The 25,519-nt window shown below is 37.8% G+C and carries 30 protein-coding genes and 2 riboswitches; of the genes, 21 read left to right on the top strand and 9 right to left on the bottom strand.

From position 1 onward, the window contains the following. The first annotated feature begins 5 nt into the window (after window positions 1-5). From tenI to kdpDN, 14 genes are all read left to right on the top strand, one after another. Complete coding sequence (gene tenI, locus BR72_RS11185; RefSeq protein WP_035433032.1) at window positions 6-635, top strand: thiazole tautomerase TenI; 630 nt, start codon at window positions 6-8, stop codon at window positions 633-635. Further along, window positions 619-1,728 (top strand): glycine oxidase ThiO, encoded by a 1,110-nt coding sequence (gene thiO / locus BR72_RS11180; RefSeq protein ID WP_035433029.1) that lies wholly within the window; start codon window positions 619-621, stop codon window positions 1,726-1,728. The genes tenI and thiO overlap by 17 nt, the downstream gene beginning before the upstream one ends. 143 nt (window positions 1,729-1,871) lie before the next feature. Continuing rightward, window positions 1,872-2,075, top strand: a complete 204-nt coding sequence (gene thiS / locus BR72_RS11175; protein ID WP_035433028.1) for a sulfur carrier protein ThiS — start codon at window positions 1,872-1,874, stop codon at window positions 2,073-2,075. A 2-nt stretch (window positions 2,076-2,077) separates the two neighbouring features. Further along, window positions 2,078-2,848 (top strand): thiazole synthase, encoded by a 771-nt coding sequence (locus BR72_RS11170; RefSeq protein WP_035433027.1) that lies wholly within the window; start codon window positions 2,078-2,080, stop codon window positions 2,846-2,848. Then, window positions 2,841-3,860, top strand: coding sequence for a thiazole biosynthesis adenylyltransferase ThiF (locus BR72_RS11165; protein ID WP_035433026.1), 1,020 nt, complete (start codon window positions 2,841-2,843; stop codon window positions 3,858-3,860). The genes BR72_RS11170 and BR72_RS11165 overlap by 8 nt, the downstream gene beginning before the upstream one ends. 14 nt (window positions 3,861-3,874) lie before the next feature. After that, window positions 3,875-4,687, top strand: coding sequence for a bifunctional hydroxymethylpyrimidine kinase/phosphomethylpyrimidine kinase (thiD, locus tag BR72_RS11160; RefSeq protein WP_035433025.1), 813 nt, complete (start codon window positions 3,875-3,877; stop codon window positions 4,685-4,687). Window positions 4,688-4,779: 92 nt separating this feature from the next. Continuing rightward, window positions 4,780-4,923: riboswitch (cyclic di-AMP (ydaO/yuaA leader) on the top strand. A 94-nt stretch (window positions 4,924-5,017) separates the two neighbouring features. Beyond that, the gene (locus BR72_RS11155) at window positions 5,018-5,419 is read left to right on the top strand and encodes a hypothetical protein (protein ID WP_035433023.1); all 402 of its coding nucleotides are present in this window, start codon (window positions 5,018-5,020) and stop codon (window positions 5,417-5,419) included. A gap of 16 nt (window positions 5,420-5,435) precedes the next feature. After that, a complete protein-coding gene (locus BR72_RS11150; RefSeq protein ID WP_035433020.1) occupies window positions 5,436-5,660 on the top strand; it encodes a hypothetical protein in 225 nt (74 codons plus the stop codon). A gap of 423 nt (window positions 5,661-6,083) precedes the next feature. After that, window positions 6,084-6,227: riboswitch (cyclic di-AMP (ydaO/yuaA leader) on the top strand. A 99-nt stretch (window positions 6,228-6,326) separates the two neighbouring features. Next, window positions 6,327-6,431: a hypothetical protein gene (locus tag BR72_RS11145; protein ID WP_035433018.1), complete on the top strand. Its 105-nt coding sequence runs from the start codon at window positions 6,327-6,329 to the stop codon at window positions 6,429-6,431. Next, the gene (gene kdpF, locus BR72_RS11140) at window positions 6,428-6,508 is read left to right on the top strand and encodes a K(+)-transporting ATPase subunit F (RefSeq protein WP_020062503.1); all 81 of its coding nucleotides are present in this window, start codon (window positions 6,428-6,430) and stop codon (window positions 6,506-6,508) included. Before BR72_RS11145 ends, kdpF begins: the two co-directional genes overlap by 4 nt. A 19-nt stretch (window positions 6,509-6,527) precedes the next feature. Continuing rightward, window positions 6,528-8,195: a potassium-transporting ATPase subunit KdpA gene (kdpA, locus tag BR72_RS11135; RefSeq protein ID WP_035433015.1), complete on the top strand. Its 1,668-nt coding sequence runs from the start codon at window positions 6,528-6,530 to the stop codon at window positions 8,193-8,195. A 13-nt stretch (window positions 8,196-8,208) separates the two neighbouring features. Further along, the gene (gene kdpB / locus BR72_RS11130) at window positions 8,209-10,299 is read left to right on the top strand and encodes a potassium-transporting ATPase subunit KdpB (protein WP_035433013.1); all 2,091 of its coding nucleotides are present in this window, start codon (window positions 8,209-8,211) and stop codon (window positions 10,297-10,299) included. A gap of 18 nt (window positions 10,300-10,317) precedes the next feature. Further along, window positions 10,318-10,896, top strand: a complete 579-nt coding sequence (gene kdpC, locus BR72_RS11125) for a K(+)-transporting ATPase subunit C (RefSeq protein ID WP_035433011.1) — start codon at window positions 10,318-10,320, stop codon at window positions 10,894-10,896. A gap of 61 nt (window positions 10,897-10,957) precedes the next feature. Beyond that, window positions 10,958-12,103 (top strand): KdpD-like non-kinase potassium sensor, encoded by a 1,146-nt coding sequence (kdpDN, locus tag BR72_RS11120; RefSeq protein WP_035433009.1) that lies wholly within the window; start codon window positions 10,958-10,960, stop codon window positions 12,101-12,103. A 55-nt stretch (window positions 12,104-12,158) separates the two neighbouring features. Here the strand turns inward: kdpDN and BR72_RS11115 are convergent, their stop codons facing one another. Continuing rightward, complete coding sequence (locus tag BR72_RS11115) at window positions 12,159-13,346, bottom strand: MFS transporter (protein ID WP_035433007.1); 1,188 nt, start codon at window positions 13,344-13,346, stop codon at window positions 12,159-12,161. Between the two features lie 156 nt (window positions 13,347-13,502). On the opposite strand from BR72_RS11115, the gene BR72_RS11110 reads away from it, so the two are divergent. Next, window positions 13,503-13,973, top strand: a complete 471-nt coding sequence (locus BR72_RS11110) for a MarR family transcriptional regulator (RefSeq protein WP_035433004.1) — start codon at window positions 13,503-13,505, stop codon at window positions 13,971-13,973. Window positions 13,974-14,311: 338 nt separating this feature from the next. Next, the gene (locus tag BR72_RS11105) at window positions 14,312-15,166 is read left to right on the top strand and encodes a patatin-like phospholipase family protein (RefSeq protein WP_035433002.1); all 855 of its coding nucleotides are present in this window, start codon (window positions 14,312-14,314) and stop codon (window positions 15,164-15,166) included. 33 nt (window positions 15,167-15,199) lie between these two features. Here the strand turns inward: BR72_RS11105 and BR72_RS11100 are convergent, their stop codons facing one another. Continuing rightward, the gene (locus BR72_RS11100; protein WP_035433000.1) at window positions 15,200-16,501 is read right to left on the bottom strand and encodes an NCS2 family permease; all 1,302 of its coding nucleotides are present in this window, start codon (window positions 16,499-16,501) and stop codon (window positions 15,200-15,202) included. Window positions 16,502-16,734: 233 nt separating this feature from the next. On the opposite strand from BR72_RS11100, the gene BR72_RS11095 reads away from it, so the two are divergent. The 3 genes from BR72_RS11095 (at window position 16,735) to BR72_RS11085 (ending at window position 19,090) form a co-directional block, all read left to right on the top strand. Beyond that, window positions 16,735-17,598 carry an SDR family oxidoreductase gene (locus tag BR72_RS11095; protein ID WP_035432998.1) on the top strand — a complete coding sequence of 288 codons (864 nt, stop codon included), beginning with the start codon at window positions 16,735-16,737 and terminating at the stop codon, window positions 17,596-17,598. A 337-nt stretch (window positions 17,599-17,935) separates the two neighbouring features. Beyond that, on the top strand, window positions 17,936-18,709 hold the full coding sequence (locus BR72_RS11090) for a L,D-transpeptidase (RefSeq protein WP_035432995.1): 774 nt from the start codon (window positions 17,936-17,938) through the stop codon (window positions 18,707-18,709). Window positions 18,710-18,835: 126 nt separating this feature from the next. After that, entirely contained in the window at window positions 18,836-19,090 is a 255-nt protein-coding gene (locus BR72_RS11085; protein WP_035432993.1) for a hypothetical protein, read from the top strand. Window positions 19,091-19,142: 52 nt separating this feature from the next. On the opposite strand, the gene BR72_RS11080 is transcribed toward BR72_RS11085, so the two are convergent. The 7 genes from BR72_RS11080 to BR72_RS11050 form a co-directional block, all read right to left on the bottom strand. After that, window positions 19,143-19,358 carry a DUF1540 domain-containing protein gene (locus tag BR72_RS11080; protein ID WP_035432991.1) on the bottom strand — a complete coding sequence of 72 codons (216 nt, stop codon included), beginning with the start codon at window positions 19,356-19,358 and terminating at the stop codon, window positions 19,143-19,145. A 75-nt stretch (window positions 19,359-19,433) separates the two neighbouring features. Continuing rightward, complete coding sequence (locus BR72_RS11075) at window positions 19,434-19,850, bottom strand: thioredoxin family protein (protein WP_035432989.1); 417 nt, start codon at window positions 19,848-19,850, stop codon at window positions 19,434-19,436. Between the two features lie 4 nt (window positions 19,851-19,854). Beyond that, window positions 19,855-20,280: a disulfide formation protein C gene (locus BR72_RS11070; protein ID WP_035432987.1), complete on the bottom strand. Its 426-nt coding sequence runs from the start codon at window positions 20,278-20,280 to the stop codon at window positions 19,855-19,857. Window positions 20,281-20,433: 153 nt separating this feature from the next. Then, window positions 20,434-21,321 carry an LCP family protein gene (locus tag BR72_RS11065; RefSeq protein WP_035432984.1) on the bottom strand — a complete coding sequence of 296 codons (888 nt, stop codon included), beginning with the start codon at window positions 21,319-21,321 and terminating at the stop codon, window positions 20,434-20,436. A 122-nt stretch (window positions 21,322-21,443) separates the two neighbouring features. After that, on the bottom strand, window positions 21,444-21,683 hold the full coding sequence (locus BR72_RS11060) for a YhdB family protein (RefSeq protein ID WP_035432982.1): 240 nt from the start codon (window positions 21,681-21,683) through the stop codon (window positions 21,444-21,446). Window positions 21,684-21,851: 168 nt separating this feature from the next. Then, the gene (locus BR72_RS11055; RefSeq protein WP_035432980.1) at window positions 21,852-22,361 is read right to left on the bottom strand and encodes a PCYCGC motif-containing (lipo)protein; all 510 of its coding nucleotides are present in this window, start codon (window positions 22,359-22,361) and stop codon (window positions 21,852-21,854) included. 108 nt (window positions 22,362-22,469) lie between these two features. After that, window positions 22,470-23,069 carry a hypothetical protein gene (locus tag BR72_RS11050; RefSeq protein ID WP_035432978.1) on the bottom strand — a complete coding sequence of 200 codons (600 nt, stop codon included), beginning with the start codon at window positions 23,067-23,069 and terminating at the stop codon, window positions 22,470-22,472. Window positions 23,070-23,351: 282 nt separating this feature from the next. On the opposite strand from BR72_RS11050, the gene BR72_RS11045 reads away from it, so the two are divergent. Together BR72_RS11045 and BR72_RS11040 are read left to right on the top strand one after the other, a co-directional pair. Beyond that, window positions 23,352-24,038, top strand: coding sequence for a response regulator transcription factor (locus BR72_RS11045; RefSeq protein ID WP_035433055.1), 687 nt, complete (start codon window positions 23,352-23,354; stop codon window positions 24,036-24,038). Continuing rightward, the gene (locus BR72_RS11040; RefSeq protein ID WP_035432976.1) at window positions 24,025-25,434 is read left to right on the top strand and encodes a sensor histidine kinase; all 1,410 of its coding nucleotides are present in this window, start codon (window positions 24,025-24,027) and stop codon (window positions 25,432-25,434) included. The genes BR72_RS11045 and BR72_RS11040 overlap by 14 nt, the downstream gene beginning before the upstream one ends. The last annotated feature ends 85 nt before the right edge of the window (window positions 25,435-25,519 follow it).

Raw genomic sequence — 25,519 nt, 5'->3', positions numbered from 1 at the left:
TGGATATGAAAGCTGAGCTTCACGTTATATCAAATGGTCGTATGTCATTTGAAGAGTTAGCGAATATAGCAACTGATATTGAAAGTGAAATAGATTATTTGCACATTCGTGAGCGAGAGAAAAGTACGAAAGAGTTATATGAAGGTGTGGAAAAGCTCTTATATAATGGGTTTCCTTCTTCTAAACTTGTCATCAATGATCGGATTGATATTGCAATTTTATTCAATATTAGACGTGTACAACTTGGATATCGCAGCGTGGATGTAAAGTCTGTTAAAGAAAAGTTTTCTTATTTACATGTTGGTTACTCCGTTCATTCATTTGAAGAAGCTGTATTTGCTTTTCAAAGTGGCGCAGATTCTCTTCTATATGGACATTTGTTTCAAACGAACTCTAAAAAAGGAGTTCCGCCAAGAGGATTAGCTGGGATTACTGAAATAGCAAAACGCTTAACAATCCCAATCAACGCTATTGGAGGGATTACTCCTAATCATACAGCAGAAGTACTTGGCACCGGGGCTAATGGTATTGCAATTATGTCTGGAATTTTAAGTGCCGCAAAACCAAATGAGCAGGCCAAATTATATAAGGAAACGATACGAAAGTGGGCGAGAAATCATGAAAAAAATATATGATGTTGCCATCGTTGGCGGCGGTGTAATTGGAAGTTCGGTTGCACATTTCCTTGCTGAAAGAGGTTATAAAGTTGCCATCATTGAAAAACAAAAAATTGCTTCTGAAGCCTCTAAAGCAGCAGCAGGATTATTAGGTGTCCAGGCGGAGTGGGATGAATACGATCCGCTATTTGAATTAGGCAGGAAAAGCCGCGCAATGTTTCCGAAACTTGCAAGTCTATTACGTGATAAAACCGGAATTGATATCGGATATGAAGAAAAGGGGATTTATCGCATTGCTCAAAATGAAGAAGAGAGTGTCCGGCTTCTTCATATTATGAAATGGCAGCAGCAAACAGGAGAAGAGTCCCATTTTATCTCAGGAGAAGAACTACGAAAAAAAGAACCCTATTTATCTACTTCGATTATTGGCGCAGTTTACCACCCAAAAGATGGTCATGTCATTGCCCCGGAGCTGACGAAGGCATTCGCTCACTCCGCTGCGATATCTGGTGCGGACATATATGAAGAAACGGAAGTGTTTGATATTCAAATGAAGAATCAGCGTGTCACAGGATTACTGACATCAGAAGGTGCGATCGCCTGTGAAAACGTAGTAATTGCTGGAGGTTCGTGGAGCACAAAACTATTACAATATTTTCATCATGAGTGGGGGACATATCCTGTAAAAGGTGAAGTCGTTGCGGCGCGCAGTCGTAAGCCGCTTCTACAAGCTCCTATTTTTCAAGAGCGATTTTATATCGCACCGAAGCGCGGCGGACGTTATGTCATCGGGGCAACAATGAAACCTCATACATATAACAAAGCGGTGCGCCCTGAAAGTATTACTTCTATATTAGAGCGTGCATATCGGATTTTGCCAGCATTAAAGACAGCAGAATGGGACGGAGCCTGGGCAGGGTTACGTCCGCAATCGAATCATAATATGCCGTATATCGGCAGGCATGAAGAGATTACTGGTTTATACGCCTGTACGGGCCATTATCGAAATGGAATTTTATTAAGTCCCGTTTCAGGAGAATATATGGCTGATTTGATAGAAGGAAAGCAAGAGAATCGTTTACTAGATTCGCTGCTTTCACAATCTATATAAATCAATCTAAAACCTCTTTCTTTCTTTTGGAGGGCGAGAGCAAGAAGCGGTTAGGGCCTATTAAAACAAAGGGAGAAAGCAAACAGCGGTCGTGTTTTGCTTTGCATAACCGCGATGTATATTTTTCGTAAGGAGATGAAAGCTTGAACTTAAAAATTAACGGAAGACAAGTAGATGTACCAAGTGAGGTTAAAAGCGTAGCTGATTTGCTTGTTCATTTAGGATTAGAAACGAAAATTGTTGTTGTAGAACGCAATCAAGATATTTTACAAAAAGAGGATCATCAAGATACATCTGTTTTTGAGGGAGATCAAATTGAAATTGTAACATTCGTAGGAGGCGGTTGATTATGTTAAAGATTGGGCCATTTACTTTTCAGTCTAGATTGTTATTAGGAACAGGGAAATTTTCCGACTTTGATGTGCAAAAGAAAGCGATTGAAGTATCAGAAGCAGAAATTTTAACGTTTGCGGTGCGTCGGATGGATATTTTTGATGCAGAGCAGCCCAATTTACTAGAAAAAATTGATGTAACAAAGTATACACTTCTTCCAAATACAGCGGGAGCAAAAACAGCAGAAGAAGCAGTGCGCATCGCGAAATTAGCGAAAGCGTCAGGGTTATGCGACATGATTAAAGTAGAAGTAATTGGTGATGATAAAACGTTATTGCCAGACCCAGTTGAAACGTTAAAAGCGTCAGAAATGCTATTAAAAGAAGGGTTTATCGTCCTGCCGTATACGTCTGATGATGTTGTGTTAGCACGTAAATTACAAGAGTTAGGTGTCCATGCAATTATGCCTGGTGCATCGCCAATCGGCTCTGGTCTTGGGATTGTAAACCCATTACATTTAAGTTTTATTATAGAGCAAGCAACTGTTCCCGTTATTGTTGATGCGGGCATTGGTAGTCCAGCTGACGCAGCATTTGCGCTGGAATTAGGTGCAGATGGTGTGTTATTAAATACAGCTGTTTCGGGAGCAAAAGATCCTGTGAAAATGGCAGAAGCAATGAAGCTTAGTATCCAGGCAGGAAGATTAGGCTTTGAAGCAGGACGTATTGCCCGGAAGCGCTGTGCGATTGCAAGCAGCCCGTTAGAAGGAATGAGCGTTCTTGAATAATCGATATTCTCGTCAAGTGTTGTTCTCTCCAATTGGAGAAGAAGGACAGCAAAAAATAAGAGAAAAACATGTACTGATTATTGGAGCAGGAGCACTTGGTAGTGCAAATGCAGAGATGCTCGTTCGCGCTGGAGTTGGCAAAGTGACGATTGTTGACCGTGATTACATTGACTGGAGTAATTTGCAGCGTCAACAGTTATACTGCGAAGATGATGTGCAAAACCATTTACCAAAAGCAGTGGCAGCTAAACGGCGCTTACACGCCATTAATAGTGATGTAGTTGTAGAAGCTTACGTACAAGATGTAACAGCGGAAGAGTTAGAACAACTGATCACAGGTGTAGATATTATCATCGATGCAACAGATAATTTTGAGACGCGTTTTATTGTAAATGATATATCCCAAAAGTATTCTGTTCCATGGATTTATGGAGCTTGTGTTGGTAGTTACGGTCTTTCTTATACAATTTTACCAGGAAAGACGCCGTGCCTCTCTTGTTTATTACAATCGATCCCGCTCGGCGGAGCGACATGTGATACGGCGGGAATTATTTCGCCTGCCGTATCCATTGTTGTATCACATCAAGTTGCGGAGGCATTAAAAATTTTAGTAGAAGATTATGAGGCACTTCGTGATGGACTTGTTTCATTTGATGTATGGAAAAATGAATATTCATGCATGAACGTACAAAAATTGCGAAATGAGCACTGCTTATCGTGCGGAGAAGAAGCCGTTTATCCGTATTTAAGCAAGGAGAATACTTCTAGGGCAGCTGTTTTATGCGGTAGAAATACAGTACAAATTCGTCCGCCGCATAAAGAGCAGCTTCATTTGTCTATGTATCAAAATTTGCTGCAAAATCGGGTAACGGATTTAACAGCAAACTCTTATTTACTATCATTTTCTGTTGAGAATAAACGGTTAGTGGCATTTCAAGATGGCCGTGTGCTTGTGCACGGAACAAAGGATATAGCGGAAGCAAAAACGATTTATCATCGTTACTTTGGGTAAAAAGGGTGAGGGAAATGAAAGTGAATAAAGCATTAACGATTGCGGGCTCTGATAGCGGCGGCGGAGCCGGGATTCAAGCAGATTTAAAGACGTTTCAAGAACTCGGTGTGTACGGAATGACAGCCATTACAGCGATTACGGCCCAAAATACGCTCGGTGTACAAGGAGTGTATCCTGTTCCTACAGAAGGAATTGAAGAGCAGTTACATTCTATTGGGACGGATTTAACGCCTGATGCGGTAAAACTTGGAATGTTATTTAGTAGTGAAATTATTAGAGTCGTAGCTGAAAATATTAAATCATTTTCATGGAATAATATTGTGCTAGACCCTGTAATGATTGCTAAAGGCGGAGCGTCATTATTACAACAGGAAGCTGTTACAGCATTAAAAGAACATTTGCTGCCGCTTGCAACGGTAATTACGCCAAATGTCCCTGAAGCAGAAGTATTAACAGGAATGAAGATTGATACGATTGAAGATAGTAAAGAAGCTGCGAAAATGTTGCATGATTTAGGGGCGAAGTTTGTCGTCATGAAAGGCGGGCATGCAGCATATCAAGGGAATAAAGTAATTGATTTATTGTTTGATGGAAATAAGTTTATGGAATATAGAAGTAAACGGATTGCGTCTCTTCAAACACATGGAAGTGGTTGCACGTTTGCGGCAGCTGTAACAGCCGGACTCGCGAAAGGTTATGAAATTGAAGAGGCAGTTCGGGAAGCGAAGAGCTTTATTAGTATAGCGATTGAAGATGAGTTGAACATTGGAAGCGGTCACGGACCAACGAATCATTTTGCATATGGACGTAGAAATATGCGTGTATAAATATGTATTTTTGAAGAAAGCCAGTTGGAAAAATTGGCTTTTTTCATGTTTACTTTTTCCAAAATCAGGAGTAATATATCAGCCAGAATCTATTTTTTTGAACGCTGAATCTGAAATTTGGAGCGGAGGAACCAATTTTGTGCATTGTCACTTGGGGTGAATCTTTTTTGAAGGTAGGGCTACTCTCAAAGCCCGAATCCGACAGCTAACTCCGTAAGCGTGTTGAGAGAGGATGGTGCAAGTGAATACATCAATTCATCGATCCGACTAGCATAAAAAGAATTTTAATCGATAGTTAAAAATTCTTTTATGTGAAGGAGAATCCAGTGCATGGATGAGGAAAAAGAGTACATGCTCATTTGTGTAGGTGAAGTTGCGAAAGTAAAGAGTTTGCATGATTTAATACCTTTTCAAAGTGAAATGGTTATTTTTACAGCAAGTGAATATGTGGCAAGTGAAGTGAAAGCATGTGGATTTCAACAAGCATATTGTTGCCCAGATGACCCGAGCATGATTGTGAAAGTATGCAAAGCAGTTAAAAAAATCATTTTGCTAGGAGATGAATTATCCACAATTAGCTTCTTCGCCGAACGTATTCGCTCTTCATTTACCGCGCCTATTACAGTCGTCACGCGAAATAAACAATATCCTAAGCACCTCTATAAAACGATTGGAATTCAATTAGTGGTGTTTACAACTTGTGATAACATTTCGTTTTTGACTTTAGAGTAGGGCGGAGGAATCGGATATGAAAGTATTACTTTGCCGTGAATTAGCAAAGCGCTGGGCGTTATCGTTAGAGCGAGTACAGGAGTTAGCTGAACATGATCCATTCTTTCCGAAGCCATATGTAATTCTTCCGCCAGAAGGTATCTGTTTATATTTAGAACAAGATATTATTGAATATGAGAAGCAACATGCGGAATTGGTGAGAGTATGTATTCGGGGGCGTAATTTACGGTCTTTTTTATGATTTAGCCCCTTTCTTTTTAGGGTGGGCGAGAGGTTCTGGCCGTGCATAGTAGCGGCCAGGGCCTTTTTTGTGCCACGAGCGGGGTTTAAAACAAAAGGAGCAAGCGAGTACGAGGTCTTGGCCGTTTATAGTAGCGGTCAGGGCTTTTTTTGTCACGTGTGAGGTTTAAGACAAGGAGAGAAGAGCAGGTTATGTTGTGTTTGATTTATAGAGATAATCTTCTGTTTTTTACTTGTAAAAGAACGTATACATAATGAAAAAGGAAGAAAATGAAAGAAAAAAGATGATAAAGATGTATTTATCCTTGATGTAAGCGTTTAAAAGGGGGGATATTTTCATATTTTAGTTATTTTCCCTCTTTACAAGTAAAATTTAGAGGAGTATATTTACATTCATAAATTGTTCATAAAATTTCCAAAAAACAACCTGATATCGCTGAGTCCAGAAATGGAGCGGGGGAACCAATTTTGTGCATTGTCACTTGGGGTGAATCTTTCATGATGAAAGTAGGGCTACTCTTTAGGCCCGAATCCGACAGCTAACCTCGTAAGCGTTTGGAGAGGAGGTTTACTTTTGTGTTGTTCATTTTCGAACACTGAGTAGATCCTCAGTGTTCTTTTTTATGCTTTTGATGGTAAAATTTTACATTTTAGTGAGGGATGAAGAATGTTAGATATCGCTATGATAGCAATTTTAGTTGTGTTAGTTGGGACAATGATCGGTCTTGTAAGATGGTCGGATAACGTTGTGAAAGAAGGGAAGAAGCAATGAGTATTGCAGTATCCATTATTGTTGGCTTACTTACTGTGTACTTAGTTTATGCGCTATTAAATCCAGAAAAGTTTTAATTAGGGGGAAGGGTTTATTATGATTTGGATTGCCGTTTTGGTCACAATGTTATTATTTGTTCTTGTTGCAAAGCCAACGGGGATTTATTTAGAGAAGGCGTTTCAAGGGAATCGTAAATTGGATAAAGTGTTCGGACCTTTTGAAAACATTATTTTTAAAATTTCCGGTGTGAAGCCTTATAACCAGAGCTGGAAGCAATATGCATTGTCATTAGTTGCGCTTAATGGATTTATGATTGTTGTTGTATATTTCATACTTCGTTTGCAAGGCGTATTGCCATTAAATCCAGCTCATGTTCAGGGGATGGAACCTACACTTGCTTTTAATACAGCGATTAGTTTTATGGCAGATACAAACTTGCAGCATTACAGCGGTGAAAATGGTGTATCGTACTTATCACAATTAATTGGAATTACGTTTTTAATGTTTACAGCACCAGCGACAACATTAGCAATTGTAATGGCTTTTATAAGAGGTTTAGCAGGGAAAGAACTTGGAAATTTCTTCGTAGATTTTACACGTGCTTTAACGAGAGTTTTTCTCCCAATTGCATTTATAGCAGCGCTTGTCTTCGTTGCACTTGGTGTACCGCAAACGTTAGAAGGAGCAGCTACAGCTCATACAATTGAGGGTGTGAAACAAAGTATATTACGTGGCCCGGTTGCTTCTTTCGTTTCTATTAAGGAATTAGGGAACAACGGCGGAGGATTTTTCGGTGCAAACTCAACGCATCCATTTGAAAACCCAGGTCAAATTAGTAACATTTTACAGATGATGTTAATGATGCTGTTACCAACGGCTCTGCCATTTACGTACGGAAGAATGGTCGGGAATAAAAAACAAGGACGCGTTCTTTTCGTTTCTTTATTCATCGTATTTTTAATGGGATTTACAACGATTGTGACGTCAGAGTTACATGGAAATCCAGTGTTAAATGAAATGGGGATGCAGCATAGTCAAGGCAGCGTAGAAGGAAAAGAAGTTCGCTTTGGAACAGTCTTTTCGTCACTGTACGCAACGGTAACAACGGCAGCGGAAACAGGTGCTGTTGATACAATGCACGATACGTTGACACCAACTGGCGGTTTAGTACCACTTGTCAATATGATGTTAAATACAGTATACGGCGGGGTTGGTGCTGGATTTATCAATATTATTATGTACGCAATCATCGCGGTCTTTATATCGGGGTTAATGGTCGGACGTACACCAGAATTTTTAGGGAAGAAGATTGAAGGAAAGGAAATGAAATTGATTGCGGTAACGATCCTATTTCATCCTTTACTTATTTTAGGGTTTTCAGCACTGGCTCTTTCCACTCATCTCGGAACAGATGCAATTTCAAACTCTGGCTTTCATGGTTTGACACAAGTTGTATATGAATATACTTCTTCGGCAGCGAATAATGGTTCTGGCTTTGAAGGGTTAGGAGATAATACAGCATTTTGGAATATTACGACTGGTATCGTGATGTTTTTAGGACGTTATTTCAGCTTAATTACAATGCTCGCTGTAGCGGCTTCATTAAAAGAGAAGACGGTAGTACCAGAAACAATCGGAACATTCCGAACAGATAACGGTTTATTTGGCGGTATTTTCATAGGAACAATTGTAATCGTTGGGGCATTAACGTTCTTCCCGATGTTAGTGTTAGGACCAATTGCAGAATTTCTTACATTGAAGTAATGGAGGAGACATGATGAAACCTGTAGTGGTAAAAGATAAACAACCGAATCAATCGGTTATATCGGTCGTAGAAGATGAAGTAAGACAAGCAAAAACGATGGATCGTGACATTATTACAAATGCGATAAAAGAAGCTTTTGCGAAATTGAATCCACGAGTAATGGTGAAAAATCCGATTATGTTTGTGGTGGAAATTGGGTTTTTTCTAACATTAATTTTATCATTTCTACCTAATGGATCTAGTAGTATTCCAGGGTGGTTCAATATAACGGTTTCTCTTATTCTATTATTCACTGTTTTGTTTGCTAATTTTGCAGAAGCATTAGCAGAAGGGCGCGGGAAAGCGCAAGCTGATTCGTTAAAACAATCGAAAAAAGATGTATTTGCAAATGTAATAAAAGAAAATGGAAGTGTCGCTAGAGTTTCAGCAACTGAACTGAAAAAAGGTGATGTTGTTCTTGTCAAACAAGGTGAAATGATTCCGAGTGACGGAGAAGTTATTCGCGGTTTAGCGTCTGTAGACGAATCCGCAATTACCGGGGAATCCGCACCAGTTATGAAAGAGGCGGGCGGCGATTTTTGCTCCGTTACAGGCGGAACAATGGTGGTAAGTGATGAAATTACAATTCGAATTACAAGTAATCCTGGTGAATCTTTCTTAGATAAAATGATTTCTTTAGTAGAAGGGGCATCTCGTCAAAAAACACCAAATGAAATTGCTCTTAATACGGTCTTAATGAGTTTAACGCTTATTTTCTTAATCGTTGTTGTGACATTACCAATCTTTACGAATTATCTTGGCTTCCAAATTGATACATCTATACTCGTTGCGCTTCTTGTTTGTTTAATTCCAACAACAATTGGTGGTTTGTTATCGGCCATTGGGATTGCAGGGATGGACCGTGTAACGAAGTTTAACGTGCTAGCAATGAGCGGTAAAGCGGTAGAAGCAGCTGGTGATATTAACACCATTATTTTAGATAAAACAGGGACAATTACATTCGGTAATCGTATGGCACATACGCTTTTACCAGTAGGAAATGAAACAATTGAACAAGTAGCAAAATGGGCAGCGCTTAGCTCGGTGTTAGATGAGACGCCAGAAGGACGTTCAGTTATTGAATACGTACAATCTAAAGCACTCTCTTATAACGGTACACTTGCTCAGCAAGGTGAGTTTGTTCCATTTAAAGCTGAGACACGTATGAGTGGTGTGGACTTAACGGATGGTGTAAAAGTACGAAAAGGTGCGGTTGGCGCTGTGATTGAATGGGTACAATCGCAAGGCGGTACAATTCCGAAAGATTTAAATCAAAAAGCAGATTTAATTGCAAAAGAAGGCGGTACACCGCTTGCAGTTGCAGCTAACGATCGTATTTACGGATTAATTTATTTAAAAGATACTGTAAAACCAGGGATGCGCGAACGATTTGAACAGCTTCGTCAAATGGGGATTAAAACAGTAATGTGTACAGGTGATAACCCACTTACTGCCGCAACAATTGCGAAAGAAGCTGGTGTGGATGAATTTGTGGCAGAATGTAAACCAGAAGATAAAATTGCGGTAATTAAAGCAGAACAAGACAAAGGAAAGCTTGTTGCGATGACAGGTGATGGTACAAATGATGCACCAGCTTTAGCGCAGGCCGATGTTGGTCTGGCAATGAATAGTGGTACAGCAGCAGCGAAAGAAGCCGCAAATATGATTGATTTAGATTCAAACCCAACGAAAATTATTGAGGTTGTAGGGATTGGTAAGCAGCTATTAATGACACGCGGTGCGCTAACAACATTTAGTATCGCTAATGATATTGCGAAATACTTTGCAATTATCCCAGCGATGTTTACATTGGCAATTCCGCAAATGGAAGCACTGAACGTGATGAAATTACATTCACCGTTATCAGCGATTTTATCAGCGCTTATCTTTAACGCGATTATTATCCCGGCGCTTATTCCACTAGCGATGAGAGGGATTGCTTATAAACCGATGAGTTCTAATGCATTGTTAGGACGTAACCTACTTATTTACGGACTTGGTGGAGTCATTGTTCCGTTCGTCGGTATTAAGCTGATTGACATGATTGTCGGATTGTTTATTTAAAGAAAAGGGGAAATGAAAATGTTTGAAAAACAAAAGATACTTTCACCTGTTATTCGTATAACCTTTACATTTCTTGTTATATGCGGGCTCATCTATCCACTGCTAGTTACAGGAGTTGCACAAGCATTTATGAAAGATAATGCAGATGGAAGCCTTATCTATAATGACAAAAATGAAATCATTGGTTCGAAATTAATTGGTCAAAATTTTACAGACCCACGTTATTTCCATGGACGTGTCTCTAGTATAGAATATAAAGCAGAAGCATCTGGATCGAATAACTATGCACCATCTAATCCAGATTTAGTAAAACGTGTAGAAGAGAGTGTGGAAAATTGGAAGAAGGAAAATCCAGCCGTTCCTGTTACAGAAGTTCCGATGGATTTAGTAACGAATTCAGGTTCAGGATTAGACCCAGACATTAGTCCACAAGCGGCTTACGTACAAGTAGATCGCATCTCTAAAATAACGAATATTCCGAAAGAAGAAATTAATAAACTGATTGAATCGCAAGCAGAAGGAAAAGCACTTGGATTGTTTGGTGAAGATCGCGTTAACGTGTTGAAGTTAAATATAGAATTACAAAAAATGATGTAACAATACTACCTCAATCGCTTAGATTGAGGTAGTATTGTTTGGCTAGAAAGGGTGCATTTTGATGTATGCGGATGACTATAAGCCAACGTTTCAAAGGCGAACGCCAGAAGAATATTTAGAATACATTCGTCAACTAAATAGAGGGAAGTTAAAGCTGTATGTCGGCGCAGCTCCTGGAGTCGGAAAAAGTTATAAAATGCTTTTTGATGCAAGAGAGATGCGAAAAGAAGGCATCGATGTTGTAATTGGTCTCATTGAAACGCACGGCCGAAAAGAAACAGAAGAGGCGATTGCTGAGTTAGAGGCTGTTCCGTTAAAAGAGATTCATTACAAAGAGAAAGTGTTTCCGGAATTGGATGTCGAAGCAATTATAAAACGGGCACCGCAAGTTGTCATTGTGGATGAGTTAGCCCATACGAATATCCCTGGTTCGAAACATAAAAAACGCTATCAAGATGTCGAAGAATTATTGGATGCTGGCATTGATGTTCTGTCTGCATTTAACATTCAACATTTAGAAAGTGTTCACGATATTGTTGAGCAAATTACAGGGGTCAAAGTAAGAGAGCGCGTTCCTGACTTCATTTTACAAAAGGCCAATGAAATTCAACTTGTTGATGTAACGCCAGAAGTACTTCGAAAACGATTGATAGACGGAAAGATATATAAGGAAGAAAAAATTGGGCGGAGCTTAAATCACTTTTTTACACTAAATAATTTAGGGGCGCTCCGCGAATTATCACTTCGAGAAGTTGCGGATGATATGGACGAGAAAATTAGTCAATTTACTGAGGAACCAATTGGAGTGAAAGAAAAAATTCTTGTTTGCGTGCAGTACAGTTCCACAGCAGAAAAGCTCATTCGCCGCGGATGGCGCATGGCAACCCGTTTAAATGCAGAATTATATGTACTAAATGTAGAAAGAGAAACGATTGAATCTATATCAGAAGGAAAGAAACAAGTGATTGAAGAATGGAAAGCGTTAACGAATCAATTTGATGCAACCTTTTTATTAGAAGAAGCAAAAGGTAGTAAACCGGCCGATATAATCATTAAAGTAGCAAAAGAACGACAAGTCACCCAAATTCTGCTTGGACAATCAGCAAGAACAAGATGGGAAGAAATTCGCAAAGGTTCCATTGTAAATGAAATTATGAGACTGACGAAGAACATTGATATTCATATTGTGGCGGATCAAAGAGGGTAGGGAAGAGAATCTCTAAAGGTGGTTTTTAGAGATTCTTTTTTATGTTCACTGAATTCTAGATTTCTTCTTTTCTTGTATGAAAATGAATGAAATTCTTCATTGCATATAAGAGAAATAATAGAAAGACTACGGATCCTGAAAAGAAAATCCAAAAGTAATTTTGATCAAATACTAGAAAACTGCCAAGGAGCGGGCCTACTCCCATTCCGAAATACCGAATAAAGTTATATATACCAATAGCAGTTGCACGTTCATCAACAAATTCTTCTGTTAATAAGGTTGTATGAGTTGGCATTGATAATCCCATGCTGAATCCGTATAGAGAAGTGACGATGATAAGGATAGGGATCGTAATGTTATAGGTAATAGAAAATAATAAGATACATGCAATATGAAAGAAACTTGTAAAGAGTAAAGCATGTTTTGTCTGGATTTTCTTTTGTAACATTTTATAACAATAACTACCTACCATCATACATAATGACATGGGAACAAAGATGAGCCCAATTGTATGTGGATGAAGATGAAATAAAGTTTTTAACATCGATGGTAAAAAGACAAGGAAGCAAAAATAAAGATAAAATTGCATAAAACCAATTACGACAATGGTAAAACCAATCTTATTTTGTAAAACTCGAAAGTAGTGTTTCGTTGCTTGTTGTTTTATAGAAGAAACTGGTTTTGTTTCTGGAAGTAACACAATGTTTATAAGTAATAAAATGATACTAATCGCTGCTAAAAAGAGAAAGATAGAAATGTGCCCATTTCTATTTCCTAAATAACCTCCCATTAAAGGACCAATAGCAGGTGCCAGTGCTAAAAGTGTTTGGTACATGCTCATTGCTTTGCCGCGCTCATTTCCTTCATATAAATCTCCAATGATGGTAGCTGAAACAACTGGGATAGCTGCTGTTCCAAAGGCTTGAATGGCTCTAAAGACAAGAAATACGTAAATGTTTGGTGAAAACACACAACCTATTGAGCCAATGAAACTCATCGATAGCCCTGGAATAAGGATGTATTTTCTTCCTTTTGTATCAATAAGGGGACCGTATACAATTTGCATAATGGCAAGTACAAAAGTAAAAACGGAAACAGTCAGATTGACCCAATATAATGATGTGTGAAATGCCCCTTGAATCATTGGCAAGATGGGGGTATACATATTTTGTGCGAGAGAACCTAATAAAGCGCTAATACAAATGACATAGAAGATAGTTGTTCGGTTTGTTGTAGTTGCCATCAATACTCCTCCTTTTTAGTTTCCTTGGAAACTAAAATAATTTTAACACGATTTTCTTTTTTGTAAATAGATAATATGGGTTTTGTTTTTAATCTGAAATTCTATGCGGTATAATTGTTTCTAAGGAAACGTAAATTGTGTTTGGAGGGAAACAAATTGAACCGAACAGCTGAGCAAAAACAAATACTAGTCGATATTCAAGCACTTATTCATAAGAAGGAAGAATATAAGAAAGAAGTACAGGAACAGTTTTTAGGGGAAATGGGGATAAATGATATTTCATTATCAGAATTACATGTGATTGCCTGTATCGGACAACAAGGCCTGATGAATGTAACAGCAATTACTGAAAGTATGGGGATGACAAAAGGAGCTATTTCTAAAATTTGTACAAAATTATTTAATAAAAACTTTGTTGAAAAGATGAAAATGTTGAATAACCAAAAAGAAATATTTTTCCGTTTAACAGACAAAGGAAGAGAAATATATTATGCTCATGAAACGTTACATAATGAAGCGGAAGAAGAGTGGTTATCACTTTTAGACAAATATACAAAAGAAGAGCTGGAGGTTATTCACCAATTCATAGCGGATGTAACGATGCATATAGGAACGAAGGGGAAATAACGGGAAGTAATATGGTTAAGAGGGAAGGTGTTTTTTATGTTAACAATGATAAAAAATAACGTATCGTTGATTGCAGGAATTAGCCTATTAATATTGGTTGTGACGAATTCTTTGCTAAAAAATGATGTAGCGGTAATTTGTATAGATTTAATTTTAGTTTCAATTAATTTAATTTTGAATTTTATATCTAGAGGTTTTAAAAAAGTGAATTAGCAAGAAATATTTTCTTTCAGTCAAGTCGTCTGAGTATGGTTTTCTAATCGTTTTTTATATAATAGAAAGAGATAGTTAACAACGTGAATCATTATACAGTATATATAAAACGAGGAGAGAGAGCCATGCTTGAAAATACGGGTTTAGTATTAGAAGGCGGCGGTATGCGCGGCGTATATACAGCTGGTGTTTTAGAATATTTTATGGAGAATAATTTGCATTTTCCATATGTGATTGGTGTATCAGCAGGTGCGTGTAATGCAGCGTCGTATCTTTCAAAACAAAAAGAGAGAAATAAAACAGTAAACATTGAATATGTGACACATCCAAGATATTTATCGTATAAAAACTTTTTGAAAAAGCGTCAGCTCTTTGATATGGATTTTATCTTTCATGAAATTCCATTGCAGCATGTGCCGTTTGATTTTGAAACGTATTTTAATACGGAGCAACAATTTCTTGTTGGAACAACGGATTGTGAAACAGGACAACCTGTCTATTTTGAAAAAGGCCGTTCACAAGAAGACTCATTAACGGTATTACAGGCATCAAGTTCATTGCCTTTTGTCGCACCTGTCGTAGAATTTTCCGGGAAAAAGTTATTGGATGGCGGCATCTCAGATCCGATTCCTGTTCGAAAAGCGCAGGAAGACGGTTACAGAAAATCAGTTGTTATTTTGACAAGGAATAAAGGATATATGAAGAAAAAATCAAAATTTGGTTGGATTGCAGGGAAAGCATATAAAGAATATCCTAAATTAGTAGATGCAATGCTAACTCGCTACGAAGTTTATAATGAGACTCTTCATTATATTGAAAACGAAGAAGCAGCTGGAAATATATTTGTGATTCGGCCGACAGAGCAATTACAAGTGGATCGTATGGAGAAGAATCCAGACAAATTACAGCGCTTGTATGATCAAGGATTTCGAGATGCTGAGAAAATGCATGGAGATTTGGTGCAATTTCTTAGTAAGTAAAAAAGGTGACTCAAAATTGTGAGTCACCTTTTTTTAATGCGGTATAAACACTAACTGATAAGCAAACAAAATAGCAAATACATATACAAGCGGATGAACCGCACGGAATTGTCCTTTTGCTACTTTCATAAGCGGGTATGAAATGAAGCCAAGCGCAATACCTGTTGCAATGCTTGATGTAAGCGGCATGCTTAAAATTACTAAAAATGCTGGGAAAGCTTCATCGAATGCATCCCAATCAATATGACGAACTGCGCCCATCATTAAGCTACCAACAATAATTAATGACGGCGCTGTAATAGCGGAAACGCCAGATACTGCACCAACAAGTGGTCCGAAGAATGCAGTTGCTGCAAATAATATTGCAACAGTTAATGTTGTTAAGCCTGTACGACCACCAGCCGCAACACCAGCAGAAGATTCAATATAAGCGGTTGTTGGTGTTGTACCGAACATAGAACCAATCGTTGCTGAAATAGAATCTGAAAGAAGAGCGCGTCCAGCATTTGGAAGTTTTCCATCTTTCATAAGGCCACCTTGCTGTGAAACGCCAAGAAGTGTACCTGTTGTATCGAATAATGTTACAAGGAAGAGCGAGAAAACAACGCCGTATAATCCGTAGTGAATAACATCAGACACTGCTGTTATTGGATTGGAAACAATTACGCCTTCTGGTAAACCAGGCAGAGAGGTAACTCCGCTTGAAAACGATAATTGTCCAGTAAAGTAAGCGATAATTCCTGTTAAGAACATACCGATAAATAATGCACCGTTCACGTTTAAAGACATTAGTACTAACGTAATCGCAAGTCCAGCTAATGCAAGTAAAACAGACGGAGAGTGAAGGTCTCCAAGTCCAACTAAATTGGAAGGATGTTTTGTCACAATCCCTGTTAAACGCAAGCCGATAAATGCGATAAATAAACCGATACCAGCTGTAATAGCATGTTTTAAGTTTTCAGGAATTGCTTCCATTAATTTTGTACGGAAAGAAGTTAATGATAGCAAAATTAAAATCATACCTGCTACGAATACAGCAGAGAAAGCAATTGCGAATGTCATGCCTTCATGAGTTTTTACAACTGAGTAAGCAAAGTAAGCATTTAATCCCATACCTGGTGCAATTGCAATTGGTAAATTTGCGAAGAATGCCATGCATAATGTTCCGATAACAGCAGCGATGATTGTTGCTGTAAATGCTTGTTCAAATGGAACGCCTGCATCACCAAGGATGACTGGGTTTACGACAATAATATATGCCATTGTTAAGAAGGTAATAATACCAGCTGAAATTTCAGTTTTAATAGAAGTTTGATGTTTTGAAAGGTTAAACATAAAAACATCCTTTCTTTTTACGAATAATTGTTACAACAGTTATATATAATATTCGTTATTTTGTTTTTTGGCAAGGGATTTATCGAAAAAAATTCATTTTTTCGGTGTTTTATGTTGGAAATTCGAATGTTAAACACATTTTCTATGTATATATTTCGTTTTTTGTAAGAATTAAGTATATTTTTTGATTTCGTACATCATAAGAAAGACATATGATAAGGAGGTTTTACAGTATGACGGAACAACCGAAGAAAACACTCCCCCCGCAACATCAAGAGAAACAGCCGGGAATTGAGAAAATCATGAATCCACGCCCGAAATGTATAGATGAGAAGTATGTAGGAAGCGGGAAGCTTAAAGGGAAATCCGCATTGATTACGGGAGGAGACAGCGGAATTGGGAGAGCGGTAGCGATTGCTTTTGCGAAAGAGGGGGCAAATATCGCCATTGCATATTTAGATGAACATGAAGATGCAGAAGAAACGAAGCGCTGGGTTGAACAGCAAGGTGCACGGTGCGTGTTAATTCCGGGAGATATAAGTGATGAGCAGCATTGTCAGCAAGTTGTAACGGAGGCTGCGGCGCAATTGGGTGGTTTAAATATTGTCGTGAATAATGCCGCGCAGCAATATCCGCAGCAAGGTTTAGAGTTTATTACAGCAGAGCAACTAGAAAAGACGTTTCGGATTAATATTTTCTCGTACTTTTATATAACAAAAGCGGCACTTGCTCATTTAAAACAAGGGGATGTTATTGTGAACACCGCTTCCATTACGGCGTATGAAGGAAATGAGCAGCTTATTGATTATTCAGCAACAAAAGGAGCGATTGTTTCTTTTACACGTTCATTGGCAAAATCTTTAGTTCCCAAAGGCATTCGAGTTAACGGCGTTGCCCCAGGGCCAATTTGGACACCGCTGATCCCGTCAAGTTTCGATGAGAAAAAAGTATCTGAATTTGGCAGCAATGTTCCAATGAAACGGCCAGGACAACCGTATGAATTAGCACCGGCGTATGTCTATTTGGCTTCAAGTGATTCTACTTATGTTTCCGGGCAAATTATTCACGTTAACGGAGGCGTAATTGTTAACGGTTAGGGAGTTTTTATGTCGGGATGTGTCGAGGAGTCTTTATTTTGTGTCGAAGCGCCGATATATCAAAAATAGCGCCGATATTTTTGAGAACTGGCCTTAAGGTCAGCTCTCGTTCATAAGAATTGGATTTATCCCGCATTAATGGGCAGTAACACTCCCACCTCAAAATTCAGCAAAAGCAAAGAAGTTAGGTGGGAGATAAACTGCCCGTAAAAGCCCGATTGGTTCAACTAATAATCAGTGGGGGATGAAAAAAACCCCCCACTGATTAAAGTTTCACTTTATAGTAAAAACTAAATGAACCATAGTATTTTCATGATGAGATTTTGAGGTGACAATGATGAAAAAAGCATGTTCACTTGCATTATTGTTTCTTTTCTTTTTTTTATGTGTACCGATCACTTTTGCTGAGAAGGCAGATCATTTATTGCTTATCAATTTAACAACAAATCAATTATCTTTTTTTAAAGATGGAAATTATGTGCGAACTTTTCCGATTACAACTGGCAAGAAACATACACCTACACCAGAAGGATCGTTTTGCATTATTAATAAATATAAAAATAAAGAATATCATCGAAAAAAAATCCCGGGTGGTGCACATAATAATCCACTCGGAACTAGGTGGATGGGCTTAAATAAAAATGAATATGCCATTCATGGGACGAATCGTGAATGGTCGATTGGCCAGCGTGAATCAAACGGGTGCATTCGTATGCATGACCGGGATATTCAATGGTTGTATGAGCGAATTCCACTACAAACGAAGGTAATTATTACTCGTTTTCATACATCACCTGAATATGCGGCGCATCAACTTGGATACCGGGTTGTTAGCTGGAACGGACGTGTGTTAGAGGAGGAACAGATCGGGAAGATTACAACGATCGATCAGACGAAAATATATTGGCAAGAACCGAACGGGAAATTTACAGAAATTCAAACCGTATTACCGAATGAAGTATATCCTGTGTATTCGATAGGAAAGAACGGGCTATATTATATAGGAAATAATTTGTATATTATGGATGGCAAAGAAATAACGGTAAAATATGAGCAGGTTCCTTACTCTATATTAAGTAACATATATAAACGAAAATATGAGGTGAAATAAAGGATACCATTTGGGCATGGTATCCTTTTTTTATTGCCAGTAAAGGCCCAATTTGGAAGTTTCACTTTATATCGCACTTGAATCCCTCTTTGAATAGAATGTTGTAAAGATGAGGGGGAGTATAGGGTGGAAAAGGAAGATGGTAAATTTGCATTTAAAATCTTTTTAATTACATTATGCTTATTCGCTATATATTTGTTTATTTCATTTATCTTTTCGATGTACATTCCGTATGTAGACTTGTTGTTATTAGTAGGATTTGTATGGGCATTTGTTGAAGCGAGGGAGTGTGAAGATAGTATATATCGCTGGGTTACATTAATTGGAACGGCCTTTATTCTTATTGTATATATTGCAATAATGCATGATGCTTGGAAGTAAGGGAGCGCATAAAAAGAAAGCCCATCTCATACAGTACGAGATGGGCAGCGGTTTAGTGTTTGGGCTGAAATGTATGACAACATGTTTCTACGCTTGTTGTTGCCGAACTTTCTACTGCTTGTCCAGATAAAATTGTATCTGTATATGACTCGTCTTCTGAGTGTGTATCCTCTTGAGAGTCCGGTTGTACGAAGATGGCAGTTGCTTGACAAAAGTTTCCTTGTCCCCAAAATGAGCAGTTAGAGACAGAGCATCGTACTTCTGGCATAGAATCCCCCTCCTTATACAAGTAGTGTGAGATTTTTGGGCACACTTCATGTATACAGAGAGTTTCCTTTTCTTGTTACTTTTTCATGTTTGTAAACCACTTTTTAAAGTTTTCTTTCGGCTGTTCTCCTTCAATGCGGCTTACTTCTTTACCTTCTTTAAAGTGAACGATCACTGGTGTACCTGTAATTTTAAATTCATCCCACACAGCATCTGGTTCATTTTCTAAGTCGATCACTTTCATATCAATGTTCATATCTTTTGCCATTGGAACAATAATTGGTGATACTCTTTGGCAGTGTGGACAACTTGTTTTATAGAAATAAATTGTTTGATCTTTCTTTTCTTGGATATTTTTTCGAAGATCATCTAAAGAAATTTTATTTGTATAGTAATCGGTTTTTGTTTCTTCTTTGTTCTCCATGTTTGATACAGCAAAAATAGTAATTAATAAAGCGATGACAATACCGCCAAAAAGAAACATTTTCTTCATTACTTCATCTCCTTGTTTGTTTTAATAAAAGAAAACTACAAATTGAAATGATGATAAACGCAATTAGTGCTAAAAATGGAATTGTGATGAAGCCAAACCAGTTAATATATTGTCCTGTACATGGAACTCGTCCGCATACTGCACCGGCTTCTGAAAAAGCAGGAACCTTTTGAATAGCATAATGGTATAGCGAGATACAAGCGCCGATGCTTGCGATTGGAAAAGAATAGATGGCGATGCGATAATCTTTACGCGCCACTGCAATTCCAAGAAATAACACAAATGGATACATAAAAATACGTTGGTACCAACATAATGTACATGGTTCGAATTTCATAATTTCGGAAAAATATAAGCTTCCGAGTGTAGCAACAAACGCAGTTCCCCAAGCGGTAAATAACAGAGCTTCTTGTTTTTTTTTACGGTCCATTTTTTATACCTCTCTTATAATAGTTACACACAAAATTATAGTACGAGAAGGAGAAGAAAGGAAAGTAAAACATTCGACAAAATAAAAGTTTTTTGCGCTGAAAACTCGGAAATAAAAAAACAAGGTGAGATACACCTTGTCTGTTAAGGGATTTTAGTGGTTTACAGCTTTCGTAGAATTCATAAAAAAGTCTTGAATCGCTTCTTTATTTTTTTGTGAATGAAGTTCTAATACTGCCCCGGCATGTTCGTATGTTTTCGGTTCGTATCCGTTTGCGATTGGGACTCGCATCGTTTCTACTTTTTCAATAGGATGAGCGAGAACGTTACTGCCGAGTGAGAATAACGTTTGCGTATCCATGCTCGTTTGAATATAAGGGAGAAGGTCATGAACGATCATAGGTAATTGGAAGACGCCGTCTACAGATTGCACTTTTTCGGTAAAGGCTGTTTGCAATGCTTGCAGTACTTCTTGCTGGCGCCCTACACGTCCAAAGTCACTTTCGGCATCATGACGGAACCGTGCATATTTTAATAACTCTTTTCCGTGTAATCGCTGAGGACCAGGCTCTACATGTAATCCCATATCATTGATGATTGTCTGCGTGACGTTTACGGAAATTCCTTCTGGTGCGACAGTATCTACAATTTTTTCAAATGCAGCAAAATCCACTGTCACGTAATGAGATACATCGATTCCGAAGTTATGTTGAATCGTTTTTCGTAATAATTCAGGACCGCCATAATAGTAGGCGGCATTAATTTTATTATACTTTTTATTGTATGTAGGAATCTCTACGTAGCTATCGCGCATAATAGAAGCAAGCTTGACCGTTTTTGCTTCTTTATTATACTGTGCGATCATAATTGTATCAGCTCTAGCTTGTGATTCTCCGCGTGAATCGCTGCCGATAAGGAGTACGTTCAGTAATCCTTTTTCGTTTTTCGCTCCTTGAAATTTAGGAGCTGTTTGCTTTGGTGATTTTTGACAACCAGCTATCAATAGTACGATAAGTAAAAGTAAGTAAATGTGTTTTTTCACATCATCACGTCCGTTTGCTTCATTTTCATAATATGTATTATGAACAACCTGTTGGTAAAATATACTAAAACGCTATCCCAGTGCATCGGGATAGCGTCTTATCGTAGTAGGAGTTTAGGTTGTTACATATAGATTTGTTCTGCATATGATTTCTGCGTAGCATGATCAATATATTGAAACAACAGTTGAAGTTGTTTATCAATTTCTGGTAAATCTTTGCCGTATTGATACGCGTGTAGGAAGTGTTCAATTCGCTTTGAAAACAACTGATCTTCTGTTTGTACCATAAGTACAAGCAGCTTCTCCCAATTGCAACAATATGTGTAATAAAGTGCTTTATCGTAGTCGGTGTATGTGTGCATTGTGTGCCTCCTTTTAATGAGGAGTTATATATAGTGTGTGACAGAAAGAAGGAAATACACTTGAAAGAATTTGTTAACAGAGCGAGGGCTTGGCACAAAAAGACGAGGGAGATAATCCCTCGTCTTTATTTCGCTTAAATGGGGAATATGTTAATACATCATAAAAAATCAGCTTTTTGGCATCGGAGTAGGCGTCGGTTTTGCATAGCCTTCTTTATATTTATTATCAATGTATTTTCGAATTTCAAGCGGTGATTTTCCTTTTTCTTGTAACCTTGCCGATTCTAATGCGATTTCAAGGCAATTTACACAAGTTGTTGCATGAGAATCCCAAACAACTTGGCCATCTTTTTTGATTTCACGAATGAAACAGTTTTTATTGCTTTTATGTCCTACGCTCTCACCGCATCCACAGTAGCATGGAATCCATTGAAGTAATTCAGCGTGTTGTCCTGCCACAGCATAAATCTTTTTAATTTGCGCATCATTTCCAGATAAGAAAGAAGGAAGTGTGTCGATTCCTTTTGTTGTTTCGGCAATATCTCTTTGCTCTTCTGTATGATGTTGATGTGATGAACTCGTTTCTTTTACTGGTTGTTTTTGTTCAGCATTGTTACAGCCAATCATTGTAAATGCGAGTATTCCTGTCATACAACATAATAAAAGCGGCTTTTTCATTTAGATTCCTCCTTTAGATTCCTCCGAAAATGGACAGGTATATAAACATATATTAAGCGCAGCTTAATTTTAGAAGTAAAAAAGAAGGAGCGAATATACACTCCTTCCTTATCTTGCTTTTTTCATTTTTAATTCTGCTTTTAATTTCTTCATTTCTGTTTGTATATCCTCTTTTTTCACGTTTAATTTTTCAGCAATTTGTTTTACATTCATACCATCTTTCTTCATTTTTAACACATCATTTAAAGGCGTGTTACTTTTTTGTGAAATAATGTTGAGCACTGCAAGTTGGAACAATGATACTTCATAGTCACGCATTGTTTGTTTCACTTGATCTGGCGTCGATTTTTGCATGTCTGCTACTTTTTGAAACAACTTCACTTTTGCCTCTTTACTCAGATGATGTTTATGCAGTTTCTTCTTATCAACGCCAAAGTGCTTAGCAGTCTCTTTCCAATTCTGGTTTTGCTTATAGTAGTCTAATACAGTGTTAATATCTTTTCCGCTTAACTTAGCAATGCGAGCTGCTTTCCCAATTTCACGCTTTTGATAGCCTTTTTCCGTTAATGATTTGTATTGCTCTTCAGAAATGAATTTATGGTGCTTCGTAGCTGTTTGTGAGCTATCCGTAGAGGCGTATGCAGTTAGCGACGTTGCTCCGCATAATAGTGATACCGCTAACATTCCTGTTACTAGCTTTTTCTTCATAGTTAATCACTCCTATATATAGTTGATTGCTTTTGTTATAGCTTATCCAAAAAGTATGACGAAACTATGAACAAATTATGTTTTAAATAGGTACAAATTGAAAAAACGACGTCAAAAACCCTTTCTGTTTAGGGAGGAAGAGAGCATCTGGCCATGCATAGCAACGACTAATAAGTTTGAAAATTAGAATGGATATATATAAGGAGAAGTAGAGAGTTGTTTCTATGGGATAAGAGCTTTAAAATGAAGAAAAAGATTTCAATGAATGGAGAAGATGCTGCGATGCATGTATTAATTGTAGAGGATAATGAGAGTGTGTGTTCCATGCTTGAAATGTTTTTTATGAAAGAGAACTTTCAAGCCACATTTGTCGCAGATGGTTTAGAAGCATATGCATTGTTTCAAAAGAAAGAATGGGATTTGCTTATTATAGATTGGATGATTCCAGGGATGGACGGTATAAAACTATGTCAAAAAATAAGAGAAAGCAGCGACGTTCCGATCATTATGTTAACCGCAAAAGATAGTGAAGCGGATCAAGTGCTAGGATTAGAAATTGGAGCAGACGATTATGTTACAAAGCCGTTTAGTCCGCTTACATTAATCGCAAGGATGAAGGCAGTTGTCCGTCGTTTAGCAAAAAATCAGATGAAAAGTGAAACGAATCATTTTCGTATTAATGAAGAAACGAGAGAAGTATTTTTAGACGGTGAGAAAGTAAACAATTTAACGCCAAAAGAATTTGAATTACTCGTCTTTTTTACGAAGCACCCGCGCCAAGTATTTCGCAGGGAGCAGCTGTTAGAACGCATTTGGGGCTATCAATTTTACGGAGATGAACGAACGGTCGATGTACATATTAAACGGCTTCGCAAAAAAATTAGAACTGACTCGCATATATGGATTCATACTGTGTGGGGCGTCGGTTATAAATTTGATGAAGTGGTAGCTGGCTGTGAAAAAGATTAAATATTTTTATCAGCTGTTGTTTAGTTACGTTTTTGTTTTACTTGTTGCCTTTATTCTATTAAGTGTCATGTTTTTAAGTTTAGCTAAAAATCTTGCTTACGAGACAAAGGTAGAAGAGCTTACTTCTTATGGGACGAAAATTATTGATGAGCTTGAAAAAAAAGAGATGGATATTCATGTTGTGAAATTGAAACATTTTTCTAGTTTACTACGTGCACGTGACACGAAGTTTTTCATCTTTAATGAAAAGGGAGAAATTACGCAATCACCCGTTCATGTAAAGAAAAATCCATTGTTAAGTGCGGGAGAATGGAAGCAAATTCAACAGGGTGAAACAGTGAAAATAAAACGAGACGTGAACAGATTTGAACAGCCTGTATCAATTGTCGCGATTCCATATATGAGAAATGGTGAACTGCAAGGCGGCGTGATGTTAACAGCTCCTATTCACAGCACGCTTGAAACAATTACGGAATTGAATCGTTATTTATTCATTGCAGCAGGTGTGACGTTTCTAATTGTACTCGTAGTCAGTATTTTTTTCTCGCGCTCTTTAGTAAAACGAGTACAGCGTCTTCGCGGGGCAACCGCAATGATCGCAAAAGGTCAGTATGATGTACATATTCCTATCGGACAATATGATGAAATTGGCTTGCTCGGAAATGATTTTAATAATATGGCACAGCAGCTTCAAAAAGCACAGACAGAAATCAATCGTTTAGAAAAGAGAAAACGTCAATTTATCGCTGATGTTTCCCATGAATTAAAAACACCGCTCACGACAATAAATGGTTTAGTAGAAGGGATGAAGAATGACCTCATTCCAGAGGAGAAAAAGCAGCGCTGCTATGAAATGATGGAACAAGAAACGAAGCGATTGATTCGTCTCGTTAATGAAACGTTAGACTATGAAAAAATTCTTTCAAATGAAGTTACACTTCAAAAAGAAGAAATTGACGTAAAGGAAATCTTTGAAGTCGTTAGTGAACAATTAGAACTGCAGGCAGAAGAAAACAGAAATAAAATTGAAATCGATGTTTTGGCTCACATATTTGTTTACGCTGACTATGACCGATTGCTGCAAGTTTTACTAAACATCACAAAAAATAGTCTGCAATTTACAGAGAACGGAACGATTCGATTACGAGGAAAAGAAGAAGGACAAACAGTAACGATTGAAATTGTAGATACAGGAATAGGAATGAAACAAGAAGAAGTCGCTGCCATATGGTCGCGTTTTTATAAAGCAGATGCCTCTAGAACGAATAGCTATGGTGAATTTGGATTAGGATTATCAATTGTAAAGGAACTTGTGAAACTACACGATGGAACGGTAGAAGTAACGAGTGAACAAAATAAAGGAACAACGTTTATCATACGTTTTCCTAAATTATGAAAATCGTCTTACATAAAGTAAGGCGATTTTCTTTATATAGTCATAAAAAGAAACGGGTTTTTCTGTATTAAATATTGATTTGTAT

Source organism: Bacillus sp. UNC322MFChir4.1 (assembly GCF_000746135.1).
GTDB lineage: Bacteria > Bacillota > Bacilli > Bacillales > Bacillaceae_G > Bacillus_A.
Note: the sequence above shows the minus strand (reverse complement) of the source record. Positions and strands in the feature narration are given on the sequence as shown.